Origin of the sequence: Streptomyces sp. MnatMP-M17 (assembly GCF_900091995.1) — a bacterium.
GTDB lineage: Bacteria > Actinomycetota > Actinomycetes > Streptomycetales > Streptomycetaceae > Streptomyces.
Genome location: NZ_FMDK01000403.1, coordinates 1 through 25,123 on the forward strand (window position 1 = coordinate 1; position 25,123 = coordinate 25,123).

Annotated in this window: 28 protein-coding genes; 22 read left to right on the forward strand and 6 right to left on the reverse strand. The window is 68.5% G+C overall.

Features of this window, described 5'->3' with window-relative positions; all coding sequences use genetic code 11:
* Positions 1 to 860, reverse strand: an 860-nt coding sequence (locus tag GA0115259_RS18520) for a helix-turn-helix domain-containing protein (protein WP_093598170.1), incomplete at its 3' end; no start/stop codon positions are given.
* A gap of 170 nt (positions 861 to 1,030) precedes the next feature.
* On the opposite strand from GA0115259_RS18520, the gene GA0115259_RS18525 reads away from it, so the two are divergent.
* The gene (locus GA0115259_RS18525) at positions 1,031 to 1,504 is read left to right on the forward strand and encodes a hypothetical protein (protein ID WP_093598174.1); all 474 of its coding nucleotides are present in this window, start codon (positions 1,031 to 1,033) and stop codon (positions 1,502 to 1,504) included.
* A 33-nt stretch (positions 1,505 to 1,537) separates the two neighbouring features.
* Here the strand turns inward: GA0115259_RS18525 and GA0115259_RS18530 are convergent, their stop codons facing one another.
* The 4 genes from GA0115259_RS18530 to GA0115259_RS18545 all read right to left on the reverse strand — a co-directional run bounded on the left by GA0115259_RS18530 (position 1,538) and on the right by GA0115259_RS18545 (position 4,793).
* Positions 1,538 to 1,981 (reverse strand): hypothetical protein, encoded by a 444-nt coding sequence (locus tag GA0115259_RS18530; RefSeq protein WP_093598177.1) that lies wholly within the window; start codon positions 1,979 to 1,981, stop codon positions 1,538 to 1,540.
* Between the two features lie 134 nt (positions 1,982 to 2,115).
* Positions 2,116 to 2,541 (reverse strand): DUF3592 domain-containing protein, encoded by a 426-nt coding sequence (locus GA0115259_RS18535; RefSeq protein ID WP_093598180.1) that lies wholly within the window; start codon positions 2,539 to 2,541, stop codon positions 2,116 to 2,118.
* 9 nt (positions 2,542 to 2,550) lie between these two features.
* On the reverse strand, positions 2,551 to 3,138 hold the full coding sequence (locus GA0115259_RS18540) for a hypothetical protein (protein WP_093598183.1): 588 nt from the start codon (positions 3,136 to 3,138) through the stop codon (positions 2,551 to 2,553).
* A 26-nt stretch (positions 3,139 to 3,164) separates the two neighbouring features.
* Positions 3,165 to 4,793, reverse strand: coding sequence for a hypothetical protein (locus tag GA0115259_RS18545; protein WP_237540182.1), 1,629 nt, complete (start codon positions 4,791 to 4,793; stop codon positions 3,165 to 3,167).
* 355 nt (positions 4,794 to 5,148) lie between these two features.
* On the opposite strand from GA0115259_RS18545, the gene GA0115259_RS18550 reads away from it, so the two are divergent.
* From GA0115259_RS18550 to GA0115259_RS18640, 19 genes are all read left to right on the forward strand, one after another.
* Positions 5,149 to 6,027, forward strand: coding sequence for a hypothetical protein (locus tag GA0115259_RS18550; protein ID WP_093598256.1), 879 nt, complete (start codon positions 5,149 to 5,151; stop codon positions 6,025 to 6,027).
* Positions 6,028 to 6,280: 253 nt separating this feature from the next.
* Entirely contained in the window at positions 6,281 to 6,991 is a 711-nt protein-coding gene (gene cpaB / locus GA0115259_RS18555; protein ID WP_093598189.1) for a Flp pilus assembly protein CpaB, read from the forward strand.
* Between the two features lie 7 nt (positions 6,992 to 6,998).
* Positions 6,999 to 8,255, forward strand: a complete 1,257-nt coding sequence (locus GA0115259_RS18560) for a CpaE/TadZ family protein (protein ID WP_093598192.1) — start codon at positions 6,999 to 7,001, stop codon at positions 8,253 to 8,255.
* A gap of 41 nt (positions 8,256 to 8,296) precedes the next feature.
* Entirely contained in the window at positions 8,297 to 8,779 is a 483-nt protein-coding gene (locus GA0115259_RS18565; RefSeq protein ID WP_093598195.1) for a TadE/TadG family type IV pilus assembly protein, read from the forward strand.
* Between the two features lie 2 nt (positions 8,780 to 8,781).
* On the forward strand, positions 8,782 to 9,216 hold the full coding sequence (locus GA0115259_RS18570) for a TadE family protein (protein WP_237540186.1): 435 nt from the start codon (positions 8,782 to 8,784) through the stop codon (positions 9,214 to 9,216).
* Between the two features lie 69 nt (positions 9,217 to 9,285).
* On the forward strand, positions 9,286 to 10,626 hold the full coding sequence (locus GA0115259_RS18575) for a CpaF family protein (RefSeq protein ID WP_093598198.1): 1,341 nt from the start codon (positions 9,286 to 9,288) through the stop codon (positions 10,624 to 10,626).
* A 78-nt stretch (positions 10,627 to 10,704) separates the two neighbouring features.
* Positions 10,705 to 11,646: a type II secretion system F family protein gene (locus GA0115259_RS18580; protein WP_093598201.1), complete on the forward strand. Its 942-nt coding sequence runs from the start codon at positions 10,705 to 10,707 to the stop codon at positions 11,644 to 11,646.
* Between the two features lie 17 nt (positions 11,647 to 11,663).
* Positions 11,664 to 12,554 (forward strand): DUF5936 domain-containing protein, encoded by an 891-nt coding sequence (locus tag GA0115259_RS18585; protein WP_093598205.1) that lies wholly within the window; start codon positions 11,664 to 11,666, stop codon positions 12,552 to 12,554.
* Positions 12,555 to 12,668: 114 nt separating this feature from the next.
* Positions 12,669 to 14,024 carry a sensor histidine kinase gene (locus tag GA0115259_RS18590; protein WP_176732584.1) on the forward strand — a complete coding sequence of 452 codons (1,356 nt, stop codon included), beginning with the start codon at positions 12,669 to 12,671 and terminating at the stop codon, positions 14,022 to 14,024.
* 68 nt (positions 14,025 to 14,092) lie between these two features.
* Complete coding sequence (locus GA0115259_RS18595; protein WP_093598208.1) at positions 14,093 to 15,175, forward strand: response regulator transcription factor; 1,083 nt, start codon at positions 14,093 to 14,095, stop codon at positions 15,173 to 15,175.
* Positions 15,176 to 15,405: 230 nt separating this feature from the next.
* Positions 15,406 to 15,648, forward strand: coding sequence for a hypothetical protein (locus GA0115259_RS18600; protein ID WP_093598211.1), 243 nt, complete (start codon positions 15,406 to 15,408; stop codon positions 15,646 to 15,648).
* Entirely contained in the window at positions 15,645 to 16,304 is a 660-nt protein-coding gene (locus GA0115259_RS18605; protein ID WP_093598214.1) for a pilus assembly protein TadG-related protein, read from the forward strand. Before GA0115259_RS18600 ends, GA0115259_RS18605 begins: the two co-directional genes overlap by 4 nt.
* A 29-nt stretch (positions 16,305 to 16,333) precedes the next feature.
* Positions 16,334 to 16,930: a hypothetical protein gene (locus tag GA0115259_RS18610; RefSeq protein ID WP_093598217.1), complete on the forward strand. Its 597-nt coding sequence runs from the start codon at positions 16,334 to 16,336 to the stop codon at positions 16,928 to 16,930.
* Complete coding sequence (locus GA0115259_RS18615; protein ID WP_093598220.1) at positions 16,930 to 17,598, forward strand: OmpA family protein; 669 nt, start codon at positions 16,930 to 16,932, stop codon at positions 17,596 to 17,598. The genes GA0115259_RS18610 and GA0115259_RS18615 overlap by 1 nt, the downstream gene beginning before the upstream one ends.
* A 264-nt stretch (positions 17,599 to 17,862) precedes the next feature.
* Complete coding sequence (locus GA0115259_RS18620) at positions 17,863 to 19,482, forward strand: Hint domain-containing protein (RefSeq protein WP_141716615.1); 1,620 nt, start codon at positions 17,863 to 17,865, stop codon at positions 19,480 to 19,482.
* 7 nt (positions 19,483 to 19,489) lie between these two features.
* Entirely contained in the window at positions 19,490 to 20,128 is a 639-nt protein-coding gene (locus GA0115259_RS18625) for a hypothetical protein (RefSeq protein WP_093598226.1), read from the forward strand.
* 188 nt (positions 20,129 to 20,316) lie between these two features.
* Positions 20,317 to 20,793 carry a hypothetical protein gene (locus tag GA0115259_RS18630; RefSeq protein ID WP_093598229.1) on the forward strand — a complete coding sequence of 159 codons (477 nt, stop codon included), beginning with the start codon at positions 20,317 to 20,319 and terminating at the stop codon, positions 20,791 to 20,793.
* Positions 20,794 to 20,963: 170 nt separating this feature from the next.
* Complete coding sequence (locus tag GA0115259_RS18635) at positions 20,964 to 22,040, forward strand: protein kinase family protein (protein WP_093598232.1); 1,077 nt, start codon at positions 20,964 to 20,966, stop codon at positions 22,038 to 22,040.
* 160 nt (positions 22,041 to 22,200) lie between these two features.
* The gene (locus GA0115259_RS18640; protein ID WP_093598235.1) at positions 22,201 to 23,019 is read left to right on the forward strand and encodes a hypothetical protein; all 819 of its coding nucleotides are present in this window, start codon (positions 22,201 to 22,203) and stop codon (positions 23,017 to 23,019) included.
* 32 nt (positions 23,020 to 23,051) lie between these two features.
* On the opposite strand, the gene GA0115259_RS18645 is transcribed toward GA0115259_RS18640, so the two are convergent.
* A complete protein-coding gene (locus GA0115259_RS18645; protein ID WP_093598238.1) occupies positions 23,052 to 23,411 on the reverse strand; it encodes a DUF192 domain-containing protein in 360 nt (119 codons plus the stop codon).
* A gap of 126 nt (positions 23,412 to 23,537) precedes the next feature.
* Here GA0115259_RS18645 and GA0115259_RS18650 point away from each other — a divergent pair, with 126 nt between their 5' ends.
* Both GA0115259_RS18650 and GA0115259_RS42845 read left to right on the forward strand, forming a co-directional pair.
* Positions 23,538 to 24,269, forward strand: a complete 732-nt coding sequence (locus GA0115259_RS18650; RefSeq protein WP_093598241.1) for a prepilin peptidase — start codon at positions 23,538 to 23,540, stop codon at positions 24,267 to 24,269.
* Positions 24,270 to 24,314: 45 nt separating this feature from the next.
* The gene (locus GA0115259_RS42845; protein ID WP_370748128.1) at positions 24,315 to 24,899 is read left to right on the forward strand and encodes a winged helix-turn-helix transcriptional regulator; all 585 of its coding nucleotides are present in this window, start codon (positions 24,315 to 24,317) and stop codon (positions 24,897 to 24,899) included.
* The last annotated feature ends 224 nt before the right edge of the window (positions 24,900 to 25,123 follow it).

Genomic DNA, 25,123 nt, shown 5'->3' on the forward strand with positions numbered 1-25,123 from the left:
GTGGCGGCGTCCGCCGCGGCTCCGGCATCCGCGAGCTCGGTCGCCTGTCCGAGCCAATCCCCGGCGGCGGTGTGGTCTTTCTGTACTGCGGACAGGGCCGACGCCCGTAGCAACAGGGTTCCCCGTACTGCCGTGGTCGCGGGATCGCCGTCGTCGTCCAGGTCGCGCAGGGCCTGCCGCATGAGGGCCACGCCTCGGTCGGGACGAGAGGCCTCGGCGTGTGTGATGACGGCGCGCTCGTACCGCTCGACGGCGACCTGGCGGGGATCTCCGGACTCGGGCGCGGCTACAGCCATCCGAGCCAGGGCGAGCCGGGCGAGATCCATGTAGCCGAGCCGGTAGGCCACGATGGCCGTGGTACGCGCGACCTCTGCCTGCAGATTGTGTGCCCGCTCGCGGCCACGGCCGGCCAGGGTGTGGGCCTGTACGGCAAGCGCGGTGTCGGTGATCAGCTCGGGCAGGGCTTCGGCCACCGCGCCGAACTCGCCCTGCGCACGCTGCTTGGCGACCGCAGCCGTATCCGTTGCGATGTCATCCAGCGGCCTTAGGGGCAAGTCGTCTTCCGGCGGGATGTCCCATGCGTCCAGGGCGCTGCTGATCGGTGCGAGCAGCCGATCGAGCCGGTCCTTCTGGAGCATGTGAATGTACGGCTGGCCGTGCAGAACGGAGAGCGTGACGCCCAGTGCGCGGGCGACGGAAGTGAGAACAGATGGGCTGGCCGGCTGCTCTCCCGTCTCTACCCGGGAGAGTTGGCTGGTGGATACGTGGGCACGGCGGCCCAGCTCAGCGAGAGAGTAGTCACGGATGGCACGGAATTCGCGGATACGGGCGCCGATGTGTTTGTCGGTGGTCTCGGGCATACTGACTCCCATTGCGTGCTGACACTCGCAATGTACCCCCGGTCGGCTCTGGCGGTACGGCCGAGCCGCCCCGCTTGGCCGTGAGGGCGGGCCGTGTGTACAGGCAGGACACAACTTCCGCGTCCCCGGTCACGGGGATAGTCCGGTGGCCTGGTGGAAGGACAGGACCGATGCGTATCGGGATCACTGGCCACCGCGGCCTGCCATCGGATGTGGCTGCCGAAGTCCGGGCCGGCCTCGTCCAGCATGCGAAAGCTTACGGAGCAGCAGAATTCACCGCTATCAGTTGCATCGCTGACGGCCCCGACGCATGGTGGGCCCAGATCGCACTCGACGCAGGAGCCCGGGTCGAAGTCGTCATCCCTGCCAGCGAATACCGCGAAAGCTTGCCCGAATGGCACCACGCGGACTACGACCAACTCCTGAGCAAAGCCGCTGATGTTCATCACACCGGGCTCACACAGTCGACTTCGGAGGCCCATCAAGCGGGCAGCGAGATTCTCGTCGGACTCTCCGACCATCTCCTCGCGGTATGGGACGGCAAACCGGCCCGAGGCTACGGAGGCACGGCTGACGTCGTCGCGTACGCGCGCCGCGTTGGCGTACCTGTAACCGTCATCTGGCCTGACGGCGCTTCACGCTGAGCACTCGGTCGGCCCGTGCGCCGTGCGGGCAGCTCAGTCCTCCTGAAGCCGGTCCGCCGCGTAGCCCGTCACACAGCCCAGTACCAGCACCGCGTTGGACATCAGCAGGCCCTCCGCGGTCAGGTCCTGCCACTGGAGCGACATGTTCAGGGCCTGGGCGGCCACCGGGACGGTGAAGGTCGCCAGGGCGTGCTGGAAAGAGGCGTCGCGGAAGGGGTCGCGGTGGATGCGTCCTGCCGCCCAGGAGGCCAGGGCTATGCATGCCGCGTTCGGGAGGTGGATCAGCATCAGGCGGCCGAGGAACGTCTCCAGATTCTCCTCGGAGGCGAGATGGTCGTAGACCACCGTGGCCTGGAGGTACTCCGTCGCGACCAGGACGACGATGCCGGCCGCCCAGGCGCGTACGAGCGCGAAGACCGGCGCTCCCGGGCCCTCGTCCCGCTGGGCGCGTGCCCCCGGGTAGTCGTACCGCGTCATCGCCCCTCGTCTCCGAACAGATCGCCGTGCATCAAAACTCCGTGCCTCGAATCGCCTTGCCGTGCTGGGGACTTCCGCGCAGGGGACATGTGCCGGGAGAGCCGCCGCACCGCCGTGCGGGAGGCCGGACCGCTTCAGAGCGCCGTCAGCACCAACACCGCCGTGAACCCCACCGCCGCCAGCCCGCAGCCCGCCACCAGCAGTCCGTACTGCGCCATCGGCGACCAGCTCCCGCGTCCCGCGACCGTCGCGGTGCGCTCCGGATCTGCCGGGTCGTACGCCACCGTGACCTCGCCGCCGACCTTCACCGCGCCGCTCGCCAGATCCTCGAACTCGACCGTGCGCCCGTCCTCGGAGGTGCGGAAGGAGAAGACATACCGCCGCGCGTCGGACCGGTTGTACGGCTCGCTCTCGATCCGTACGCAGACACCGGGCGCCCGGCCGCCCGCCCGCAGCGCGCGCGCCACGGCCGCCAGCCGACGCGCGTAGTGTGCCGTCAGCCAGCCGAACAGCAGAATCATGCCCAGGAAAAAGACGTAGTCACCGCCCGTAATCCCCATCAACGCACCCTACTTGACCGTAATGGACTCGATGATCTTGTTCAGATCGCCGTCGTCGAGCGTGCCGCGGGCCGCGTCGATCCGTACCGCGTAGGACTTCTCGGCGGAGTCGAGGCCCGCGACGATCACGCCCTGGTACCGGGTGCCCTTCTCCGTAAACTCGAAGTTGACGCGCCGGGCCTCCTCCTCGCCGTCCGGGCCCGCGACCACGATCTTCTGCTGCCTGCCGAGTTTCGAGCCGAGGGCAATGCCCGCCTCCGCGCCGATCGCCGCCTCCTCCACCGAGTCGGCGTTGGTGAAGTCGAGCTGGACGGTGATCATTCCGACGGACTTGCCGCCCTCGGTGAAGGTGGCCGCCGCCGCGTTGTACTTGCTCCGCTCGGCGTCGCTCTGCGCACTGAAGGCGGGCGGATACGCGACCGTGACCGCCGACGACGTCAGCGTGTCCCAGCCCTCGGGAACGGCGCCGGGCCCCGTGTCCGTACCGCATCCGGCCGTCACCGTCAGCAGGACGGCCGCGGAGACGGCGGTGGCCGCCATGGTCCTGGCCCGCCGCCGGGCCGACCCGGCCCTCTTCTGGCTTGTCTCGCTGGTCATCACGTGCGTGCTCCTTCGCCGGCCGGTCAGTTCGCACAGTAGCTGTACGGGAGATAGCTGCGGCTGTCCCCATGAGGCGCTCCGAGGAACTGCGCCTGGTCGAGCGTCTCCTCCTTCTTCTCGGTCGAGACCGAGAAGCCGAGGCTGAGCCCGAGGTTCAGCTCGAAGCCGTACTCGGCCGCGTCCGTCTGGCCGGTGTACTTCGTCCGGCTGGAGAGCCCTTCGTCGAAGAGCAGTTGCCCGAACGGATCGTCGGCGCCCGGGCGCTTCGTCGGAGCATGGTCGTCGAACATGTACGTGAACGGCGCGGCGTTGTCGCCATGGCCGTCCAGCCACTCCTGGGCGATCCGGCGCTGCTCGTCGCCGTCGCTGCCCGGCGGGATCACCAGGGAGTTGGTGACGACCTCGATACCGGTGGTCTGGTCGCTGCCCTTCGCGCCGCCGCTGCCGCCGCGCTTGTCGTCGCCGCTCTTGCCGTTGTCGCCGCCCAGCTTCGCGCCGTCCTTGGTGGCATCCTTCTCGACCGTGCGGGTCATGTCGATCCGCAGCAGCTCGCCGGTCTTCTTGTCATGGGTGACGGTGATCGTGCCGGTCTGCGTGGTGGAGCCGGAGGACTCGCCGCTCAGCGGTCCGGCCTCGTATCCGATCTTGCCGCCGTACTCGATGGCCGCGCTGTACGTGTACGCCTTGGTGCCCTTGAAGTCGTTGTCCGTCCAGGTCACTTCGGGCGAGAACTTGAAGTTGCCGCCCAGGGTGGCGCTGAGCTTTTTCTCGTCGCCCGGCGAGAGCTTGAGCCCGCCGGCCGCGCTGGCCTCCAGGCCGACCTTGCCGTAACTGATGTGGCGGTTGCCGAGCTTGTCCTCGATACGGTCGCGCAGCTTCTCCTCCTCGGCCATCGGGCCCTTGCCGAAGAGATAGAGAATGCTGTTGCCGAGGCCGCCGCCACGGGAGTTGGCGTTCCGGTTGGCCAGCTCGTAGGTCTTCAGGGACTCGATGTCGTCGCGGAAGGCCGCGGCCTGCTCCTCGCTGTCGAAGACCCAGGTGTCACCGTTGGTCACCTTGATCCCGGCGCCGAGTTCCACCTTGTCGGTGCCGAACTTGCCTATTTTCGCGCCCGGTTTCCAGTCCTTCTTGGCGGCGACGGAGGCGGCGTCGGTGAAGGTCATCATCACCTGCTGGTCGTTGGCGTCGACCTTGCCGTCCTTGTTCACGTCGGTGTTGGCCTGGAAGGTCGTCTGCTGGAAGCCGTACTCCTCGCCCCACTCGATGAAGAGGACCTTGGCCTTGGCGCCGGCCTTGTCGCTGACGGAGGAGATCTGGCAGAGCGGCGGCTCGTAGTCGGCGTCGGTCTTGGGCTGGGCCTCGTCGTCCGTACCGTCACCGCCCGTGCCGCACGGGCCGCTGAAGGACACCAGACAGCGCAGCTCGGCGGCGATGGTCTCGTCGACACCGGTGCCGACCATCGCACCGGCGATGGCTGCCACGACGACGATCACTCCCACGTACTCGGTGGCCGTGGCGCCGCGATCGTGCTTGCGGCCCTGCGTCCGGCTGCCGATCAGGCTCATGCCCATGCCCAGGCCCCGGCTCCGGTCCCGGTGCAGGCGACCTTGCTGGTCCCGGTACGGGCGGTCCCGCTCCGCGTCCCGTCTCATCCGACGTCCCCGTCCCGTCCCCCTCGGTGGCCGCACGCCTTTCGCACGCGTAATCGGAATGGGAGCGTACGAGTGCGGGCCGAGCGCAGGCGTGGGTCCCTGGGCCCAACCCGGGCCCAAAGTGGCGGGATTGGATGCGGAATTCGACCGAATGGAATAAACCTTGAAACCTGAGTGAACAGGTGACTGCTTCGCCCGAGTTTGCCGGTGCTTGCCGCCCGGGAACCTCGTCACCGGTATCTGATAGGTGTTCTCTGTGCCGTACGACGTGGATAAAGTGCTGGGGCAGAAGCACGAGCAGGAGAGATCTGCGGTCGCCGGGACTCCGACGGCCGGAGCCGAACGGGGAACCAGCGTGCCGACCGCGATCGCAGTCACCAGTCCCGACCTGGTGCTACCACCGACGGACCATCAGACGCCCACCGCGGCGCTGCTACAGTCGCCCGACGCCCAGCCCCTGGACGCCGCGCTCGCCGACATGCAGGTGCTCGTGGAGCAGCACGGCTATGTCATCGGCCTCTACCCGGCCACCCTCCCGGCAGCCCATGAACGGCGTCTGCACACGGTCCGGTCCATCCTGGAGAGCGACCGGATCGCGCTGATCAAGCTCGATCTGCCGCCGCTCGGTGTGGCCGTACTGGTGCGCCAGCTCCGGCAGTTGTCCATATGCGACTTCAACGCCGGGATCGTCGCCTCCGCCGCCCGGCTGCTGTCGCACTACATCTACTCCGGAGCGCTGCTCAACTCCGTCGCCAGGCTGGACCGGGTGCCGGTGAGTCTCAAGTCCCATGCCAAGTCATGGGTGCCTGGCTCCCAGTTCGGTGTCCTCGCCAATCCGGCACCTCAGTTGATCAAGATCGGAAGCGGTGAACTCACCGGTCCGGACTTCGGTACGCAACTGATGGTCGGAAAGGGGCAATTGCAGTCGGACTGGGTGACCGCGACGCTGGCACCCGCCTGGCAGGTCCAGGGAATTCAGGAGAGCACGCTCCCGGCCGATTCGCCGCGCTGGTGGGGAACGGCCAAAATGATCGAGTTCGCCGCGTTCCTTCCGGATATCTCCGTTCTCTATCAGCTGGTTTCCTCCGTGCGGCGGGAGGTGTGTTCGTGGTGCGGTATCGAACTGATAGGTGACCGCTGCGGATTCTGCTCGGCTCCGCTCAACCCGCCGGAGAACCAGGGCCGCACGTCCGGTGTACCGAACCAGGGAGTGCCTATCCAGCACGGATCGTGAATCCGCGAGTGCCGGCCGGTCGTTTCCTACGGGCCGGCGGCGGCTCCTCAGGCACCGGCCCCGGTCATCACGCGCGGGCCGTCACACGCGGCCTGCCCGTCAAGTACGGCACGTACGCGTACACCAGGTACGCGTACACACGTACAGCACAGGCCGTGGTCCACAAGTCGTCAGTCACAGGCTCTCGCCCAGGGCCCCTGGCCCCTACCCGCCGACTCTCACTCACACGTCTCCGAACGAGGTTGTCCCGCTCATGAATTCACGGCAACGCCGCGGCGTCATACTTCTTCTTCTCTCGGTGCTCTGCGCCTTCGCCGCCTTCGCCGGTGTCCTCTCGGTGATCAGCGACGTGAATTCGAAGGTCGGGCCCGAGGTGGCCGCGTACCGGCTGAAAGAGGACGTGGCACCGTACACCCCGCTCCAGGTGAACCAGTTCGAGAAGATCTCGATGCCCAAGCGGTGGCTCTCCGACAACGCGGTGACCGATCTGGCCGTCGTCAGCGGGAAGATCGCCGTCACCCAGCTCAAGAAGGGCTCGCTGCTCCAGGACGACATGATCGTCAAGCGGCCCGCGCTCGCCAACGACGAGCAGGAGATCGCCATCATGATCGACGCGGCGACCGGTGTCGCCGGCAAGATCACGCCCGGCGACCTGGTCAATATCTTCGCCACCTTCTCCGGTGACAACGATGGCGCGCTGGCCCAGTCGCGGATCATCGTCCCCAACGCGAAGGTCATCGACGTCGGCCGGCTCACCGCGCTGGAACCGGACCAGAACGACAGGAACCGCAGCGCGGTCAAGCAGGCCGTGCCGATCACCTTCGCGCTGAAGACCAAGGACGCCCAGCGCGTCGCGTACGCCGAGTCCTTCGCCCAGCACGTACGGCTCGCGCTCCTCGCCGACGGCAGCCCGACCACGCTGCGCCCCGGGGAGAGCACCTACACCCTCGAAGGGGACAAGTGAGGGACGAATGACGACCAGAATCCTCCCGGTCGTCGGCGACGCCGACGCCGCACGGTCCATCACCACCCTGCTCAGCCAGCTCCCCGAAGCGGAGCCGGCCGCGCCGGTCGGTGACTCGACCTCGCTGATCGACACCCTGGGCCGGCTGGCGGCCGAGTCGATCGACGAACTGCCCGAGGTCGTACTGGTCCATGAACGGATCGGTCCCGTACCGGCGCTGGAACTGATCCGGGAAGTGTCGCTCCGTTTCCCGGCGATCGGCGTCATCCTGGTCACCACGGACGCCAGTCCCGGTCTGTTCTCGGCCGCGATGGACGCCGGCGCCCGAGGGCTGGTCGGGCTGCCGCTCTCGTACGAGGAGTTGGCCCAGCGCGTCCAGGCGGCGGCCGGCTGGTCGGTGGGCGTACGGCGCCATCTCGGCCAGGGCGGCGACGTGTTCACCGGTCCCGGCGGCACGGTGATCACGGTCAGCGGCTCGAAGGGCGGCGTGGGCACGACGCTGATAGCGGTCCAGCTCGCCCTGGCGGCCAGGGCGTCGGGCATGAACACCGCGCTCGCCGATCTGGATCTCCAGGCCGGCGATGTCGCCTCGTACCTCGATGTGCAGTTCCGCCGGTCGATCGTGGACCTCGCCACCATCCAGGACATATCTCCCCGTGTGCTCCAGGACGCGGTCTTCGTCCATCCGAGCGGTATCGGTCTGCTGCTGGCGCCGGGCGAGGGCGAGCGCGGCGAGGAGATCAGCGAGCGCTCCGTACGGCAGATCGTCAGCGCGCTGCGCAACCGGTACGAGGTCGTCGTCGTCGACTGCGGTACGCATATGAACAGCGCGAACGCGGCGGCGATCGAGATGGCCGACACCACGCTGCTGGTCACCACGCCCGATGTGGTCTCGGTCCGCGCGGCCAAGCGCATGGTGCGGCTGTGGGACCGGCTCCAGATCCGCAAGGCGGAGGAGACCGTGACGGTCGTCAACCGCCACACCAGGAACACCGAGATCCAGCCGCCGCTGATCGAGCGCATCACCAGCACGCGGGTCTCCAGGGTGGTGATCCCGGCCAATTTCAAGGAGTTGCAGTCGGCGGTCGACGCGGGCCGGATGCAGGACCTGGAGTCCAAGTCCACGGTCAAGCAGGCGATGTGGAGTCTCGCGGGCGAACTGGGTCTGGTGAAGGTGCCCGAAGGCGGCGAGAAACAGGGCAAGTTCAAGGGAGACCGCGGCTCGGTCGGCGTTCTTCGCGGACGATCGAAGCCGCAGGACTGACGGGCTGACGGGCTGATGAGCCGGAGGGGGCACGTTGAACCATGAACGTCATAGGAAGAGCAGCCAGACGGTACGGAGAGGGCCCGGACGCACGTCCGGGTGACTGGGCGTACGGCGGTGGGCTGTGCGCCGGGTCGAACGACGACGGGCCGAGCGGCCGGGCGTACGGCGACCGAGGGCAGGCCGCGATCGAGTTCACCGGGATGGTCCCGATCATCCTGGCCACGGTGGTGCTGCTCTGGGAGGCGGCGCTGGTGGGCTATACGTTCTCGCTCGCGGGAAACGCGGCGGACGAGGCGGTGCGCGCCGCGACGGTGGCGGTGCCGGGCACCAGGGTCGCGGCGTGCACCGAGGCCGCGGAGGAGGATCTGCCGGGGGCCTGGAACCTCGCGGACGTCAGCTGCCAGGCCGAGAACGACGGTCTGGTGAAGGTCGACCTCACCGTCGAACTGCCGCTGTTCTTCCCGGGCGTCAATATCCCGATCGAGGTTCCCGCCCACGCGTCCGCTGTGAAGGAGAGCTGACCATGCGGACCATAGGGAAGCGCATATCGCGCGGCGAAGGCGAGCGGGGTATGGCGGAACGGAGCTGGGCCGAGCGTGGCCGGGCCGAGCGCGGTCAGGCTGAACGTGGCCAGGCGGCGATCGAGTACGTCGGTGTGATCGTCCTGCTGATCTTCGTGGCTCTCGCGGCCATTCAGCTCGGGATCGCCGCGTACGCCGTACAACAGGCGGGCACGGCATCGAGGGCCGCCGCACGCGCCGCGTCGTACAACGAGGCGGCGATGACCCCGGACACGGCCGGCAAGGCCGCCGTGAGCGACTGGCTGGACATCGACATCGACCCCGTGACCTCGGCGGGCGACGAGATCACGGCCACCGCGCGCGTACAGATTCCGGCGATCCTGCCGGTCTTCGATTTCGGTGAGGCGCAGAGGAGCACCACGATGCCCCTCGACTGACCGGCCGTACGTACGACAGCACCGAACCAGCACATCAGAGCACATCAGCAGAACCTGGGAGTTGAGGACATGAGCCTGCGGGCGCGCATCAACAGCCCCGAGCCGACGAACGGGCAGAGCGAGGAGAGTCTCCTCGTCGGGGTCTACCGCGCCAAGCTCCTGGAGGAGATCGACCTCGCGGAGATGTCCGCGCTCGCCGCGGCGGAGCGCCGGGCCCGGCTGGAACGGGTCCTGAGTCATATCATCAGCCGGGAGGGCCCGGTCCTCTCGACCGTCGAACGCTCCCAGCTGATCCGCCGGGTGGTGGACGAGGCCCTCGGCCTCGGCATCCTGGAGCCGCTGCTCGAAGACGCCTCGATCAGCGAGATCATGGTCAACGGCGCGGAGCAGGTCTTCGTCGAGCGCGGCGGCCGGCTGGAGATGCTGCCGATGCGGTTCACCTCCAACGAGCAGCTCATGCAGACGATCGAGCGCATCGTCTCCACCGTCAACCGCCGGGTGGACGAGGCGAATCCCATGGTGGACGCCCGCCTCCCGTCCGGCGAGCGTGTGAACGTGATCATCCCGCCGCTCTCGCTGACCGGACCGATCCTCACCATCCGGCGCTTCCCGAGGGCCTTCACGCTCCAGGAGATGATCAGCCTCGGCTCGCTCGACGAGCAGATGATGGTCCTGCTGGCCGGGCTGGTACGGGCGAAGTTCAATGTGATCGTCTCCGGGGCCACCGGCACCGGCAAGACGACTCTGCTCAACTCGCTGTCCGGACTGATCCCGGGCGGCGAGCGCATCGTCACCATCGAGGACTCCGCGGAGCTCCAGCTCCAGCAGTCCCATGTGATCACGCTGGAGAGCCGGCCCGCGAACGTCGAGGGCAAGGGTCAGATCACGATCCGCGATCTCGTACGCAACTCCCTGCGTATGCGCCCGGACCGCATCATCGTCGGTGAGGTCCGCGGCGGTGAGACGCTCGACATGCTCCAGGCGATGTCGACCGGTCACGACGGCTCGCTCGCCACCGTCCACGCCAACAGCGCCGAGGACGCGCTGATGCGACTCCAGACGCTGGCCTCCATGTCGGAGGTCGAGATCCCATTCGTGGCGATCAAGGACCAGATCAACAGCGCCGTCGATGTCATCGTGCAGCTCACGCGGCACGCGGACGGCTCGCGCCGGGTCACCGAGATCGCCATTGTCGACTCGCACGGCCGCGAGGAGTACCGGATCGTCTCCGTCTGCCGTTTTCTCGCCCAGCCGATGGCCGCGGACGGCAGGATCTACGGCAAGTTCGAGTACTACCCGCTGCCCCGCAGGATCGCCGAACGCCTCTATCTGAAGAGCGAACCCGTCCCCCCGGCCTTCGGGGTCGCCGACTCGGAGGAGGAGCTGGCCGTAAGGAAAGCGGCGGCCTGACACCACCGAGCGCGCCCCCCGGAACCCCTCATCCCCAACCAGATCCCCACCAGCCCATCGAGAAGGTCCCCGCACGACATGGATAATCTCCCGCTCCTGACGATCGGTGTCACACTGCTCACCTGTGTGTTCGCCGTCATCGGCGTGCACGTCTACTCGTCGGGCAAGGCCCAGCGGGAGGCGCTCGTCGAGCGCATGTCCCACACGGGACAGATCAGCAACGCGGCCGGCCGGCGCCGTCGCTTCGTCGGTATCGACCGCCAACTGCGCACCACCAAGCTGGGCAGGCGCATCGAACGCAAGATCGCCGCCACCGGCCTCGATCTGACGCCGGGCGAGTACGTCGTCTATGTGGTGGCCGGCCTGCTCGCCCTGTACTTCGTCATCGGCGCGATATTCGCGCCGTTCTTCGGCGTACTGGCGGCGCTGATCGGCGTCTGGGGCGGCAACGCCTTCCTCAACTGGCAGCGGACGAAGCGTACGGAAGCCTTCATCGGCCAGCTCCCCGAACTGACCCGCGTCCTCGCCAACGCCACCCAGGCCGGCCTGGCGATGCGTACGGCACTGGCGATGGCGGCGGAGGAACTCGACGATCCCGCGGGCGAGGAACTGCGCCGCGTCGCCGACCAGCTCGCCATCGGCCACTCCCTGGACGACGCCCTCGGCGAACTCGCCGACCGCCTCCCGTCCCGCGAACTGGTCGTCCTGGTCACCACCCTGGTCCTCTCCAGCCGCGCCGGCGGCCAGGTCGTCACCTCCCTGCGCAACCTCACGGAGACCCTGGAGGAACGCAAGGAGACCCGCCGGGAGGTCACGACGATGCTGTCGCAGGTCAAGGTCACCGCACTCGCGGTCCCGCTGCTCGGCCTCGGCTTTCTGCTGATGATCAATGCCACCACACCCGGCGCGCTGGACAAGATGACGGGCTCGGTACTGGGCCAGTTGGGCACGGGCATCGCGTTCGGCATGTACGCCGTCGGCTATCTCCTGATCGGGCGTCTGTCCCGGGTCCAGGTCTGAGGCGGGAGAAGAGAGAGATGACAGGACTTCTGCTCGCGCTCGCCGTGGGGCTCGCCGTGTACGGCGTCTTCCACGGCGTCCGTATGTACCGCGCGGATGCCAAGCTCCCGGGAGACCTGGCGCTGGCCCTTGAGGTCGGTGCTACCCGTACGACCGCCGTGGGATCCGGTATCGACCGGCTAGGTATGCGCTGGGCGCCCAGCGTGCTCGGCATGATGGGCCCGAAGCGGGTCGAGGCCCTGCGCCGCCGGCTGGACATGGCGGGCAATCCGGGCGGTATGACGGTCGACCGCTTCGCCGCCCGCAGGGCCGTCTACGGAGCCCTGGGCGTGCTCGCGGCACTCGCGCTGGTCGCCAGGGGACAGACGGTCGTCGCCCTTGTCGCCCTGGCGTACGGTCTGATCTGGCCCGATGTGATCATTCGGGTGGCGATCCGCAGGCGCAAGTCGGACATTGAGCGCACACTGCCCGACTTCCTGGACGTGCTCGCCGTTGTGGTCTCGGCCGGGCTCGGCTTCCGCCAGGCGCTGGAGCGTGTTGCGGACAAGTACACCGGCCCCTGGGCCGATGAACTCAGCATCACCCTGCGCCAGATGGACATGGGCGTCAGCCGCCGGGAGGCCTTCGAGCAGCTGCGCAAGCGCAACGCGTCGGAGCAGGTGTCGATGTTCGTCACGGCGCTCCAGCAGGGCGAGGAGCTGGGCGCTCCCATCGTCGACACACTGATCCAGATCGCCAATGACATGCGTCGCGCGGACGCCCAGAACTCCCGGCGCAGCGCCGCTCAGGCCGTACCGAAGAGCACGCTCGTGGTGACCATGGTGATGCTGCCCGCCACCATGATCCTGATCGTTCTGAGCTTCTACTACGGCTCCAATGTCGACTTCGGAAGCATTCTCTCCGGGTAGTCCGAGAGGCCCCGGGAAGCGTTGCCTCGTTGCCGTCCGCACTTCCGTCCGCAGACCCGTCCAGACATCCGTCCGGACCTCCGACCGCACTCGTCCGAAAGGGAGGTGATCTCCATGGGTCAGAAGACGCTCACGCTCACGGGCGGGAACACCAATGAGATGCCGCGTTCGGCCATCGCGGCCCCGAGCCATGTGCCCTCGCTCCCGATCCAGGTCAACGCCCTTCAGGCGCTGTGCCGTCAGGTGTTCGGCTTCCGGCTGGCCATGATCGCGCTCGCCGCGCCCTTCGCCCTGGCCCGTACCGCGCCTGGCGTCGGAACCTGGCTGGTTGGCTCGGCCGTGCTCGTGACCTTCATGGTCTCCTACGTTCTGCTGCGCGACTGGGAGCGCTTCGGGCCCTTTCTGCTGCGCCATCCTCTGCTGCTGGCAGTGGACATGTCCTTCGGCGCACTGCTGCTGACGACGGCGTCCCCGGACTCGACGCTCGCGTATGTCACCATCTGCACGCCGCTGCTCGCCGGACTGGTCTACGGCTGGCGCGGCGCCGCGCTCTTCGCCGTACTCCAGTCGCTGATCGTGGCCGCCGCGTACGCCGTCAACAGCGAGGCGGACGCCGGCTTCAACGCCCTTCTCCTGCCGGGCCTCTGTGTGATCGCGGGTGCGATCGGCAGTACGCTGCGCAGTCTGATGCTGGGCTTCGGCACCGCGAGCCATGCCCTGACCGAGGCCCGCGCCCGGCTCGCAGTGCACGGCGCCGTCGAGGAGGAACGCGCGCGGCTGGCCCGGGAGATGCATGACTCGGTCGCCAAAACCCTCCATGGTCTGGCCCTGGCGGCGGATGGTCTGGCGCACTCGGCGGACCGGATGGATCCTCTCACCGTCAAGCACCAGGCCGAGCTGGTGGCACGCTCGGCCCGGCGCGCCGCCGCCGAGTCACGGGAACTGCTCTCCGATCTGCGTCGGGAGTCGGGACTGGACGGTGGCGTGGACGTGCTGACCGAACTGCGCTCCCGTACCGAGGACTTCGCCCGTCGCCACAGCTTCCAGGCGACCTTCGGGCAGATCGGCGAGGCGCCCGTACCGCCCATTCCGCACGCCGTCGCCCGGCATGCCCTGACGATCGCCAGCGAGGCGATGGAGAACGCACACCGTCATGCGAACCCGACGTATGTGAATGTCTCGGCCGGCGTCGTCCGCGATCTGCTGCGGATCAGCGTGTACGACGACGGGCACGGTCTGCCGCCCGGTACGACTCTCAACGACCTCCGTCGGGCAGGCCACTTCGGCCTTGTCGGCATGGTCGAGCGGGCGGCGTCCATCGGGGCGCGGATCCGGATCGGCAAGGGCCGTGCCGCGAAGGGCACGGAGGTACGGCTGGAACTGCCGCTCACGGCTCTGCGACCTACACATGAGGGCCAGTGGACGCATCAACCCGCTCCGGCGCCTGCCCCGGCGCCACAACTGAACTGATGCCGAAGGGCCCACGCACCGCACAGATCCCATCCACCGTCCCCACACCTTGAGAGGAGGCCGCAGCCATGCCGGACGACATCTCCAGAACATCCGGGCAGCACTGGACACAGCAGTCCCATGTGTCCCAGCACAGGTCCTCACACGCCACACCGCTCAGCTCGGAACACACAGCGGGAGTCCCCACCACCGCGCAGCCCGCGGCATCCGGACAACTCCCCGACTTTCCCGCGACGTTGCCGGCCGCGCCGTCGATGCGCGTCGTGGTCGCCGACGACAACCCGGTGGTACGGGCGGGTCTTACCGTCCTGCTCTCCGGACGTGACGACATCGAAGTCGTCGCGGAGGCCTCGGACGGCCGCCAGGCGTACGAACAGGCTGTACAGCACCGTCCCGATGTGATCCTGCTGGACGTACGGATGCCGGGAGTCGACGGGATCTCCGCGCTGCCGCATCTCGTACGGCTGGCACCGGTCCTGATGATGACGTACAGCCGCGAGAGCGAGATCGTCCATGAGGCGCTGAGGCTGGGCGCGGGTGGCTATCTCGTCCATGGCGAGTTCACGGCCGACCAACTGGTCGACGCGGTACGGGACATCAAGCAGGGCCGCGCCCACTTCACCTACTCGGCGTCCAGCGCGCTCCTGGCGACGGTACGGAACGGCGCCGGCCCCGACGGCGGGCCGGTGCGGCTGCCGGAGGGCCTGGGCACGGCGTTCACGGGCTCCGGCTATCTGCCCGCGGTGCCGATTCAACCGTCTGCATCTGCACATGCCACGCCACCGGACCAGTTCCCGTCGTTCCCGGCAACACAGCCCCAGGCAGGGCAAGTTGACCAAGGATTGAATCCGCAACAATCTTCTTCAGGGTCTTTGCTTTCGCAAGCTGGTGTGGCACATTCTTCTCAGGGGCAGCAGGCGGGGCTCCCTGAAGGGCTGTACTCCGAACTGAGCCAGCGGGAGGTGGAGATCATGGATCTGATCGCGTCGGGCATGACCAATCAGCAGATCGCCGCCGCCTGCTTCATCAGCCAGAAGACTGTGAAGAACCACATCAACCGCATCTTCGCCAAGCTGAACGCGGGCAGCCGCGGTGAGGCCATCGCCCTCTGGCACGGGATAGCCCGGGGAAGGCCGGCCGACCATGGCTGAGCGCACGCGCACAGGCGTCCCAGTGGCCGCGCAGGCATCTGTGGACAGGGCCCAATCCCTGTATTGGGCCCGCAGTTGGGCCCTGAGGCCCATGGCGGAGGGTGCTTCCCCGGCGTACTTTTCTCATGTCGCCAGCCACACCGGCCAGGAGGAAGCCGGAAGCGCGAACGACATCAAAGACTCGTACGAGTCGGCCGGTACACGGCCGGCCGACACCGGAGGAGAACACCATGTCGAACATCACGCTGAAGGCCGCCGCCGCGACCAAGGTCTACGTCGGTACCTGGGCGAACACGGCCGTCACGGCGATGAAGGCCCGTCGCGACAAGGGTCAGGGCGCCGTCGAGTATGTGGGTGTGATCGTGCTGGTGGCGCTGATCATCGCGGCGCTCGTCGGCTCGGGCGTGGCGGAGACCATCACCAACGGTCTGACCACCAAGGTCGGCGAGATCGTCGGTGGCGGGGGCGAGTGACACACCGTACGTCCAGTGAGTCAGGGCAGGCCGCTCCCATCTACATCACGATGGTGGCGGGCCTGCTCTTTCTCGCGCTCGCGTTCTTCGCGGTCGGTCAGGCCGGTGCGACGCGCAATGACGCTCAGGCGGCGGCGGACGCCGCTGCCCTGGCGGCGGCCCAGGAGTCACGTGATCTGTTCCGTGACGGCCTGCTGGGCGGTCTGCTGGACCCCGGATTCCTGAATGACATCTTCAACGGCCATCCGGTCGGCACCGGGAACGGCTGCCAGGCCGCGACCCGGTTCGCCGACCAGAACGGCGCCGATGTGATGCCGGGTCAGTGCAGCCAGCTGGCCGACGGCCGTTGGGGCTTCACGGTCCGTGTCGTCAGCCAGGAGCCGATGGGCGACAGCATCCTCCCGGGAACCGAGGACGAATACGCCGAGGCCCGGGCCACGGCGATCGTCGAACCCCGGTGCAGCTTCAGTCCCGCCGAGGACGAGCAGCAGCCCCCGGCGGACGGCGACGAGCCGGAGAACCCGGACGACGCGGAGCCGGTGTCACCGGGCACGCTCGACTGCGGCGACGGCTTGATCTGGGACATCGATCCGGAGCATCTTGACCTTCTCCCGGACATGGCCGATCTATTCTCCGTCCGACTGGCCCAGGACTGACCGCGAGCGAACGCAAAGGAATGGCACTCATGAGTATGTGGCACGGAGCGAAGGCGCGCAGGGCTGCGGCGGTGGCCCTCGCGGCCACGGCGCTGACCGTCTCTTTGACGGCCTGCGGCGGTGGCGGGGGGAACGATGCCAAGGAGAACGGCGGGAGCTCCGCGTCTGCCGAACCGAGCGCGGAGACGCCGAAGGACGACGGTGCCGACGGCGAGACACCGGACACCAGCCAGGTCCTGGCGACCATGAGCAACGGCAACGGGCTCGAGATCGCCTTTCACTCCGCCCAGCGTGACGAGGGCGGCTTTCTCACCGTGACCGGCACGCTCACCAACACCAGTTCCAAGCAGCAGTACGCCCCTATCGAGTGGAACGGCCAGGAGCAGCAGGTGAGGCGTACCGGCAGGTCGTTCGCGGGCTTCACGCTGGTGGACAAGGCGGAGAAGAAGCGTTACTACGTGCTGCGCGACACTGACGGCTACCCCCTGACGACCACCGGCGTCGTGGCGGTCAAGCCCGATGAGAAGGTCGCCGTCTTCGCCCAGTTCCCCGCGCCTCCGGACTCCACGACCCAGGTCGACATCCAGCTCCCACTGATGCCCACCGCCACGATTGAGATCTCCTGATGGGTGCCACGACCTCCCGCGTACGCAGGGGCTCCAGGCGTCCGGCGGTCACGGCTGTCGCCGCCGCCGTGCTCTTCACCAGTGTGCAGTTCACCATGGCCGTCGGCGCGCGTGCCGACGAGACTCCCAGTACGCCGCCGGGCACGGAGTCGACCTCGCCACCACCAGAGGTGGACGGCAACGCTTCCGGTCTCAAGCTGCGCAGTGGTGCCACGCTCGCTCCGGCCAAGGTGCTGGACATCATCTCGGTGGTCGAGTCCGAGGGCGGTGAGGAGCGCCGTGAGGACACCAACGAGAGCGTGAAGTTCGCGCTCCAGGCCGAGGTCCTCTTCGGCAAGGACAGCGCCAAGCTGTCGTCGGCCGCGAACTCCCGTATCGCCGCCATCGCCGATGAGGTCAAGAAGCAGGGCGCCTCGAAGGTCCGGGTCTTCGGCTTCACCGACGACCTCGGCTCGGCCGCGCACGGCGATGTGCTCTCCAAGCAGCGGGCCGAGGCCGTGCACGGCGTGCTGGACAAGGAGTTGGCGTCGGCCGGGATCACCTACGAGATCCGCGGCTACGGCGAGCAGTACCCGATCGCCGACAACAGCACCGAGGAAGGCCGCAAGAAGAACCGTCGCGTGGAGGTCTCCTTCCCGCGTGGGGAGAACGGTGGTTCGCAGAGCTGACGCGAGCTGACGCGACGCGTCACACGTACCTCATACGTACCTACTGATGGCCGAAGGGCCCGGTCCGCACCGAAGTCTGTGCGGACCGGGCCTCTTTGCGTCACGCCGTTCGGTCGTCCCATCGTCATGTCCCAGGTCATACCCCTTGCGCGGAAGGGGATTTGAGTCCCGACTTGGGTCCCAGGGCCCAAGACCGTACGGGAATGGGCACATAATCTCGCTTTCATGTCGCCACTGGGGGTAGTGCGTCGTTTTCGTCGTCGTGTGCGGCGGCTCATGCCGCGTACGGACACTCGTCTGCTGGGACTGCGCAGAGCGCAGCGGGGCCAGGGGACCATCGAGTACGTCGGACTGGTGGTGGTCGTCGCCGCGATCGTCGGCGCGCTCGTGACGACCGGCGTCGGGCCGACCATCGCCGAGGGGATTGGCACACAGGTGTGCCGGATCACCGGCGGGAGCAACTGCGGCGGAGGCGGTGGCGGCGATGCCGAGGCCGTCGATGAACAGGACGATCCCGGCGCCGACGACCCGCTCGACGACACCGCCTCCGACACCGGAGGTACCGGTGACACGGACGAGATCGATCCCGGCGACACCGGCGATCCCGGCGACATCGACATCGACGCCGACGACGCCGGCGAGAAGACCCAGACCCAGATCGACTACGAGGCCGCCCTCAAGGAACTCCAGGACGCCCAGGCCGCCGAGCAGGCCGACTCCGACAAGGCCAAGGAGGCCGCCAAGGAGCTGGCGAAGATCCTCGCCGACGAGCTGGGGATCACCGACGCCCTCGACTGCGTCACCAAGGGCGACATGGGCGCCTGCACGGAGACGCTCATCAATGTGCTGGTCAGCCTTGTCGGCGGCGCCGTCGGCAAGCTCGCGGCGAAGTACGGGGCGCCGTGGAAGTGGAAGAAGGCCGTCGAGCTGGTCAGAAAGCTGAAGAAGCACGGCGACGATCTGTACGACGGCATCAAGGGCCTGATCAAGAACCGTAAACGGGTCGGTGAGGCCGAGGACAAACTCGCCGACGCGAAGCGCAAACTCGACGCCGAGAAGGCCAAGGATAAGGACAAACCCGACGGGAAGCCCGAGAACGAGCCCGCCACCTGTCCCGTCCGCCACAGCTTCCTGCCCGGCACACCGGTACTCCTCGCCGACGGCCGCCGTATGGCCATCGACCAGGTCCCCGTGGGCGCCCGCGTTCTCGCCACCGACCCGGTGACCGGTGTGACACAGGCCCGTCCTGTCGTACGGACCATCACCACCCGCGACGACAAGGACTTCACCCGGCTCACGGTCGCCACCACCTCGGGCCCCGCGGTGATCACCGCCACCGACACCCATCCCTTCTGGCTGAGCGACCGCGCCCGCTGGGCCGACGCCGGTGAGATCGCGCCCGGCGACGAGCTGCGCACACCGACCGGGACGCCGATGCGCGTCGTGGCGGTCGACCACTACACCCAGCGCCGGACCACCCATGACCTCACCGTCGCGGGCATCCACACGTACTACGTCTTCGTCGGCTCCGCTCCCGCCCTGGTGCACAACCAGGACATCTGCGATCCGCTGACACGCGAACAGCTTGACGAGGCCTATCGGGCCAACAACTCCCAGAAGGTCCTCGACCATGTATTCAACAAGGCGGACCACGGCTTTGACGATCTGGTCAGGAAATCGGGCGGCCGTGAGCAGGCGCTGAAGAAGATCGTGGACAGTCTCGGCGACGGTCCGATGACGCAGAAGCCCGGTGGCCAGCCGGGCGAATTCGAGCTCAGCCGGGTGGTCGAGGGCGAAACCGTCACGATCCGCGGGCGTATGGTCAACGGAATCGCCCGTATCAGCACCGCGTTCATCCCCGCCAAGCACCCGGGAAACAGGTAACGGATCCATGGACCAGAGGAATCAGGAGCAAAGGGCCCAGGAGCACAGGGACCAGGAGTACGCCGAGGTCAAACGGCTTGCTCAGGAGGAAGGTTCGACCGCCCGGCTCCTCGACTACGCCCAGGTCGTCTTCGGTCTCGAATGGTTCGACGAGGAGAGCGCGGCGGTCGCCACCGTCACACGCGTCGCCGACGAGCACCCGGACGATCCGCGAGCCGCTCTGCTCTTCTCGCACAGCGCGTTGCACATCCAACTGGACGAGGACGCCGTGCTGCGCGGAGGCGAGCTGGTGGCGAGGATTCCGCGGGAGTCCTCGTACCGGCCGATGGCCGCCGTGCAACTCGCGGCGGTCAACGAGTGGAACGGCGTGGACCGGAGCGACCGGGACCTGACGTTCCGGCTCATCGCGGAATCGGTCGAGCGGGCGCCGGAGCTGACCTCGAACAACGCCTGGCTCGGCAGGCTCTACGCGGAGCGCGGAGAGCCCGCGCAGGCCAGACGGTATCTGGAGCGGGCCAGGGCGAACATCCTGGAGGCGCCGGAGCGGGCGGCCCTGTCGCTGGTCGAACGCGCCTGGCACGAGTGCTTCACGGGCCGCCTCTCCTCGCCGGTGGGAATCGAGATGGACCTCGCCAAGCTCCGCTGACCGGCATGCTCCCGCGTACGGGCCGGGACGAGTGCGACCGGGACGAGTGGGACCGGACTGGGTCCTGGGGCCCATGACCGAGTCGCGCGCAGCGCGTAGCGTCGCGCTTCCGACGAGGTTGTGTACGTCCAGGAACCGCATCCGCACGCTCCCGCGAACGCCGGAGCCGTTGACCGGGGGTACGTACCGTGATCTGCAACTTCCTGCTCAGCAGACGGCTGGAGCCGGCCGAGCTGACCGAGGCGCTGGCCGATGTGGTACGGGTGCCGCGCGGCCAGGTGGACGTCTGCGCCGGACGGGACGACTTCGGCGAACGCGACTGGGAGGCGTTCGTCCTCTGTACGTACCGTCCCGTGCGCGGCGATATGGCGATGAGCCTCGACATCCAGGTCCAGCCGTCGACCGCCGTCCACGGCGCGCCCGTGACCGAGCCCGAGCTCGCCGTGGCCTTCGCGCGCGGGACCGGAGTCACGGTGCTCCATCCCGACGACCGCATCGATTCGGAGACCTACTGGCTCACGGACCCGGCGGGCACGGTGACCAGGGCCCGTCTGCTGGCCTCGGACGACGAGCCGACGACGTACACCGTCGACGCCGTCGAGACGCCCGTCGCCGACTTCCCGGGCGCCGAGGTGACACCGCTGGCCGAGACGCCCTGCGCGTAATACATCCCGACACGCGTGGGCGAATGCGCCGAGCCGGAAAGACAGTTGCCGCTCACCGCCGTAACGGAATTGGATGACCAGGCAGAAGAGTAAGAAAAAGAGCAGACAGACGGGCAGGCAGACGGGCAGGCAGACGGGCACATGGACGGACGAGCAAACAGGGTGAGCGAGTGAACAACCTGACGGACGTGCCCTTCGGCGAAGAGTTGCGAGCCACACTGGGTGCCCCGGGCCGGGCACGCGTGCTCGACAGCAGTCCGCGGTCACGCGTGTGGCGGGTCGAACTGCCCGGCGGCGGGCCCGCCGTCGTCAAGCAGCTTGTCGACGGACCCGAGGCCGCCGGGAGATACGCCCGCGAGGCCGCCGCGCTGAGGCTCGCGGGCAGGGCCGCGCAGCCTGTCGTACCGAGGCTGCTCGGTACGGACGACGACGCGCGGCTGCTGGTCATGGAGTTGCTGGACCACCGGCCGCCCGCCGAGGGCTGGGAGGTCGCCTACGCCGAGGCCCTGGCCCGGCTGCACGCCTCCGCCCTCACCGCGCCCGCGGACGAACTCGCCGCGCTGCCACCCTGGTCGGGTCCGGGCGACGCCGACATCGACTCCTTCCTCGCGCTCGCCCACGCACTCGAAGCCACCGTCCCGGCCGGCGTACGCGACGAGCTCGACGGTCTGGTCGGGCGACTGGGCCGGCCGCCGCTCCGCCCGGCGCTGCTGCACGGCGACCCGTGTCCCGGCAACGATCTGCACACTCCGGACGGGATCCGCTTCGTCGACTTCGAGCAGGCGTCCCTCGGCAGCGGACTGATGGAACTGGCCTACGTACGGATCGGCTTTCCGACCTGCTGGTGCGTCACCGCCGCGCCCGCGCCGCTGCTCGACGCGGCCGAGGCCGCCTACCGTTCGGCCTGGCGTGGTGCGACGGGCACCGAGCCCGAGGGCGACCTCGCCGACGCGTGTGCCGGCTGGCTGATCCGTGGCAACGCACTCGTACGGCGGGACCACCGGGACGGGACCGATTATCTCGCCAGGCTCCCGCGCCAGGACTGGACGTGGGGCACGGCCTCCGCCCGTCAGCGGCTGCTGCACCGTCTCGGCGTGGTCGCCCGGATGACCGAGGACGGAGCGGGCGTCGGCGTCGGCACCGACTCCGGACTGGGCGGCCTGGGACGGCTCGCCGCGGAGATGGCCGCACGGATACGAGCCCGCTGGCCCCGGCTGGCTCCCGTACCGGTACGACGTCCGGAGTGAGCCGGGAATCAAGGCGTACGGGTAGGCACGCGGGCGCGGATTGGGTCCGTAGGCCCATGCGTGCCGGTGAGAGCCGGCGCTAGCGTGCCGGGACAGCCGGTGCGTGACAGACCGGCGAGCCGCAGGTCCGGCGAGAGTCCAGCGAGATGGGAGAACCGTCATGCAGACGCGCACCGCGGGTACGCCGGACATGTCACGGCGCGTCATCCTGGCCGCGACGGCCGCCGCGCTCGCGCTGGGGCTCACGGGCGCCTGCGGAGGCGGCGAAGAGAGCGACGGCGGGACGTCGAAGAAGGGCGCCGACGCGAAGGCCCACGCGACAGCCACAGCCACGGACTCCGCCACCGACCCGACCGGCGAACCGTCCCAGGCGCCGAAGCCCCGGCCCGGACTGACCGGTATCGGCGCGAGCGACGGCAGAGTGCTCGGCCAGGACGAGCTGGACCGGGCGGTGCTCACCAACGGCGACGTCTCCGGCTTCACGGTCGAGCGGATGGCCGGTCCGCCGCCGCAGGGCGAGACGGCCGAGAAGACCGAGTGCCTGCCGCTGACCGCCGTGCTCAACGGCAAACCGGAGCCGCTGGGCAAGGCCGTCGCGTACCGGCAGCTCGCGGGCGCGCAGAACAGCCGTCCCGCCGTCTCGGAGTTCCTCACCGCCCATGGTGCGCAGGCGGCCGGCACCGTGCTCAGCAGGCTTCGTAGCGCCGTCACGGCCTGCGCCGACGGCTTCACGGCGACCGGCGGTGACAGTCCGTCGAAGTACACCGGTGTGAAGCTGCTGCCGCCTGTCGAGGTGGGCGACGACGCGCTCGCCTACCAGGTGACGGGCGACTTCGAGGGCGAGCCGGTCCCGCTTGTGTTCCATGTCGTACGGGTCGGCGGCACGGTGGCCACCTTCTACACCGCGAACCTCGAAGGCGCCAGAACTCCGCAGATGCCCGCCGCGCTGCTCCAGGCCCAGGCGAGCAAGCTCAAGTAGACACGGCGCGTGGCGCGTTCACACGTGCCCGTTCACGCCCCGCCCGTCATGCTCACCTTGGTGCCCGGACGCAGGCCCCAGCGCGCCATCGCACCGGCCTCCGCCTCCAGCACATGACGGGCCTTCCAGCGCGGCATGGCGAGCCGTCCCGGCCTCAGCGTATGGATGTCCACGACCGTCAACTCCTTGTCCAGATACGCCACATCGATCGCGAAGCGCATCCGGAAGGTGTGCACGCTGTTGCACGGCGTGATCAGCAGTGCGCCGTCGATCCCGTCACGCCCGAGCAGACCGCGCCGCCGTGTCCCGTACGACGCGGCGATCTCCAGATCCACCGGGCGGTCCTGGCCCGCGATCGTCAACTGTCCACTGCCGTTCCGCCAAGTGCCCATGGCCGTAGACCGTAGCGCCCGCCGGCCGGGCCGTGTTCCGGGACCGCCGCTTCTGGGTCCTGACGCGTCCGGAGTGGGCCCCTGGACCCATGACCGGGCCCTGCGGACGGCTCTAGGGTCGGTGCTGTGTACGCCACGCTGATCGTCGTCGCCGTTGTCTGGGGCGGAGCCACCGGACTGCTGCTGCCGCGTGCCGCGTACCGCCTCTCGGTCGAGCCGGACCGCCCGTGGCGCGACACTTGTCCGGCCGGACACCCGATCGCCGGTCCGGCGGGCGGATGGCTCGGCGGTACGCGCTGCGCGAGCTGTGACGCGGGCGCTCCCTCTATCCTCATCCCGCTCCTCACCGCCCTCGTCTGCGCGGCTCTCGCGGCGGCGACCGGGCCGCGTCCCGAACTCGCCGTCTGGCTGCTGTTCACGCCCTTCGCCGTACTGCTCGCCCTGGTGGACCGTCATGTGCACCGGCTGCCCGACCAGTTGACGCTGCCGCTCGCCGCCGCAGCGGCCGTACTGCTCGGCGTGGCCGCGCTGCTTCCCGGCGCCGGCGGCTCCTGGTCACTGGCCCTGCTCGGCGGACTGGCCCTCGGCGTCTGCTACTTCGTGCTGTTCTTGATCAATCCGAACGGCATGGGCTTCGGCGATGTGAAGCTCGCGCTCTCGCTCGGCGTCGCCCTCGGCTGGTACGGCTGGCTGGTCCTGTTCGTCGGAGCGTTCGCCGGGTTTCTGCTGGGCGCCCTGTACGGTCTCGGACTGATCCTGCTGCGCCGGGCGGGCCGTAAGTCGGCGATCCCGTTCGGTCCGTTCATGATCACCGGAGCCCTGACCGGTATCCTCCTCGGCGCTCTCGCCGTAGCGTGACGTACTGCTGGAACGGTAAGTATCGAGGCCGGAACGGAGTTGGCCATGACCATGACCGAGAGCCAGACCGAGAGCCAGACCAAGAGCAGGAGCCAGACCAAAAGCCAGAGCAGGATGACCGTCTACACCTGTGGGCTCGACGCGGCGGTGGATGTGGTGGGCGGGAAGTGGAAACCGCTCATTCTCTGGGCGCTGCACGACGGACCGCACCGCTTCGGAGTGCTGCGACGGCATGTCTCCGGTGTGAGCGAGAAGATGCTGATCCAGCAGTTACGTGAGCTGGAGGCCGACGGCGTCGTACATCGCGAGGTGTACCGGGAGGTACCGCCACGCGTGGAGTACTCCCTCACGGACATGGGCCAGGCGCTCAACACGGCCCTGCTGCCGCTCGGCGTCTGGGGCGACGAGTTCATGGGCCGGATCGTGGCCAACAAACGCAGCGAGCGCCCGGACGCGGACGGGCCCGGTCCTCGTACGGAGACCGAGCCCGAACCGCGAACCGCGCCTGAGCCGCAAACTGAGCCTGAACCGCGAACCGGGCCTCGACCGCGAACCGGCCCTGAACCGCTTACCGAGCTCCGGCCCGTACGCTCAGGCGTCAACGCACCGGCCGTCGCTCATCGCTCCTGAGGGTTACCGCGCGGCGTGGCTACTACTCGCCACGCCCGGGCCCGTACGCCTGTGAGCTCCGGGATTCCGGGCCCTGTAGGGCCTTCCGGTGCTTCCGGAGCGTCATCATGGCCTGTCGTGGCGCGCACCATCCCTTACGAAGGGTTATGGTGGAAACCCCCCCTCGGGCCGGTCCGTATCCCCCCCACGGACCGGCCCGTTTTCTTGTCCGGGCGACCGGCGAC